At 71.6% G+C, this 3,186-nt stretch carries 1 protein-coding gene; it reads left to right on the top strand.

Annotated elements, in window-relative coordinates:
- Positions 1–12: 12 nt before the first annotated feature.
- Positions 13–3,186 (top strand): amino acid adenylation domain-containing protein (locus ACJ8AN_RS34730; RefSeq protein ID WP_407759859.1); only part of this gene is annotated, 3,174 nt, incomplete at its 3' end.

The raw sequence follows: 3,186 nt of genomic DNA, 5'->3' as shown, positions 1-3,186 counted from the left end.
GTCAACACCCTGGTGCTTCGCACGAAGCTCGACGGCAACCCCACCTTCCGTGAGTTGCTCTCCCGCGTGCGGGAGACCGCCCTGGGTGCCTATGCCCACCAGGACGTCCCCTTCGAGAAGCTCGTCGAGGAGCTCCGGCCCGAGCGCGACCTGAGCCGCACCCCGCTCTTCCAGGTGATGTTCACCCTGCAGAACACGCCTCGTCAGGAGCTGTCCCTGCCGGGCCTCACCCTGCGCGGCGTCGAGGCGGGCAACGAAGTGGCCAAGTTCGATCTCACGCTGAGCGTCAGCGAGAGGCCGGACGGTCTGATGGCGGGCCTGAGCTACAACACGGACCTGTTCGAGGAAGCCACCGCGGCGCGGATGCTGAGCCACCTGCGCGTGTTGCTCGAGGGCCTCACCGGCGACCCGGCTCAGCGCCTGTCCGAGCTGCCCCTGCTCTCCGGCACCGAGCGTCACCAGCTCCTCGTTGCCTGGAATGACACCGCCGCGCCCTGCCCTCCGGACCTCTTCGTCCACGAGCAGGTGGCCGCGCGGGCCGGAGCCGCTCCGGACTCGCTCGCCGTGGCCTCGGCGGAGGAGCGCCTGACGTACGCGGAGCTGGACCGCCGCGCCAACCGGCTGGCGCAGCACCTGCGTGCGCTGGGAGTCGGTCCCGAGACGCGCGTCGGCGTGTTGCTGGAGCGCTCGGTGGACATGGTGACGAGCCTGCTGGCCACCCTGAAGGCCGGAGGCGCCTACGTCCCGCTGGACACGGCCTACCCGCGCGAGCGCCTGCGCTACATGCTCGAGGACTCGGCCGCCCGGGTGCTGCTCACCCGGACCGGGCTCGCACAGCGGCATTCCCTGGTCTCCACGGACGGCATGACCGTGGTGTGCCTGGACACGGACGCGGAGCACATCGCGCGGCGTCCCGACTCGGCGCCTGGAGCGGCCGCGACCGCGGACACCCTGGCCTACGTCATCTACACGTCCGGCTCCACGGGCCGGCCCAAGGGTGTGCAGATCAGCCACGGCAGCCTGGCCAACCTGGTGGCATGGCACCAGCGCACCTATGCGCTGACGCCGCGAGACCGGGGCACGCAGCTCGCCGGCACGGCCTTCGACGCCTCGGTGTGGGAGCTGTGGCCGTACCTCGCCACGGGGGCCGGCATCCACCTGCCCACGGAGGAGGTGCGCACTTCACCGGAGGCGCTGGTGCAATGGCTCACCACGGAGGGCATCACCGTCAGCTTCCTGCCCACGCCGCTGGCGGAGGCGGTGCTGGAGGTGAACTGGCCGGAGCGGTCCGCGTTGCGCGCCTTGCTGACGGGTGGCGACCGGTTGCGGCGCCGCCCGCGTCCGGGGACGGGCTTCCGTCTCGTCAATCACTACGGCCCCACGGAGAGCACGGTCGTCACCACGTGCGCCGAGGTGTCCGTCCAGGCCGAGGCCGGGTTGCCGCCCATCGGCCGGCCCATCGCCAACACGGAAGTGTACGTGCTGGACGCATCGCTGCGGCCGGTCCCCGTGGGAGTGGCGGGAGAGCTGTGCATCGGAGGCAGGGGACTGGCACGGGGCTACCTGGGCCAACCCGCCCTCACCGCCGAGCGCTTCATCCCCCATCCCTTCAGCACCACCCCGGGCGCGCGCCTGTACCGCACCGGAGACGTGGTCCGCTACCTGCCGGACGGCAGCTTGGAGTACGTGGGCCGCCAGGACGAGCAGGTGAAGGTGCGCGGCTTCCGCATCGAGCTGGGTGAAATCGAGTGGGCGCTGGCGCAGTTCCCGCGGGTGCAAGAGGCCGTGGTGCTGGCGCGCGAAGACGTGCCGGGAGACAAGCGCCTGGTGGCGTACGTGGCCGCGACCGAGCCGTTGGACACGGCGGCGCTGCGCACCTTCCTGCGCGAGCGGCTGCCCGAGTACATGGTGCCCTCGGCCTTCGTCACCCTGGAGGTCCTGCCGCTCACGCCCAACGGCAAGGTGGACCGCAAGGCCCTCCCCGCTCCCGACTCGGCTCCTTCCCAGACCGAGCACATCGCGCCGCGCACGCCCACCGAGGAGTTGCTGGCCGGCATTTGGAGCCGGTTGCTCGGTGCGCGGCAGGTGGGGGTGACGGACAGCTTCTTCGAGCTGGGCGGCCATTCGCTATTGGCCACGCAGGCCGTCAACCGCATCCGCGCCGCCTTCGGCGTGGAGCTGCCCCTGCGCGCCCTCTTCGAGGCCCCCACCGTTGCTGCCCTGGCTTCCCGCGTGGACTTCGCCGTGCGCACCGGCAGGGGCATGCAGGTACCCGCGCTCGTCCCCGTCGCTCGTGACGGCAGGCCCTTGCCGCTGTCCTTCGCCCAGCAGCGCCTGTGGTTCCTGGATCAGCTCACGCCGCACAGCCCGCTCTACAACATCCCCATGGCCGTCCGCTTCCAGGGCGCCCTGGATGTCCCGGCCCTGGAGCAGGCCTTCTCCGCGCTCACCGAGCGTCACGAGTCCCTGCGCACCACCTTCGGGCTCGTGGGCGAGGAGCCCATCCAGGTCATCTCCCCGGCCCTCGCCGTGCCGCTGGCCGTGGTGGACCTGGGCTCCGTCCCCGACGCCCAGCGCGAGTCCGAGCTCCGTCGCCTGGCCACCGAAGAGAGCCTGCGCTCCTTCGACCTGGCGCGTGGCCCGCTGTTCCGCGCCACCCTGCTGCGCCTGAGCGCCCAGGACCACGTGCTGCTGCTGACGGTGCACCACATCGTCTCCGACGGCTGGTCCACCGGCGTGCTCATCCGCGAGCTGGCCGCGCTCTACCAGGGCTTCACCTCGGGCCAGCCTTCCACCCTGCCCGCCCTGCCGGTGCAGTACGCCGACTACGCCGCCTGGCAGCGCGGCTGGTTGCGGGGCGCACCGCTGGAGGCCCAGCTCGCGTACTGGCGCCAGCACCTCTCCGGGGCTCCTCGCGCCCTGGAGCTGCCCACCGACAAGCCTCGCCCCGCCGTGCAGTCCCATCGCGGCGCCTCGGAGACCGCGCGCATCTCGAAGGAGCTGGCCGAGGCGCTCAAGGCACTGGGACAGCGCGAGGGCGCCACGCCCTTCATGGTGCTGATGGCGACGTGGCAGGTGCTGCTGGCCCGCTACTCAGGCCAGGACGACATCTCCGTCGGCTCTCCCATCGCCGGCCGTACCCAGGGAGAGACCGAGGGCCTCATCGGCTTCTTCGTCAACACCCTT

It is taken from the genome of Archangium sp., from assembly GCF_045802675.1.
GTDB lineage: Bacteria > Myxococcota > Myxococcia > Myxococcales > Myxococcaceae > Archangium.
This window is presented reverse-complemented; position numbering and strand designations above follow the sequence as displayed.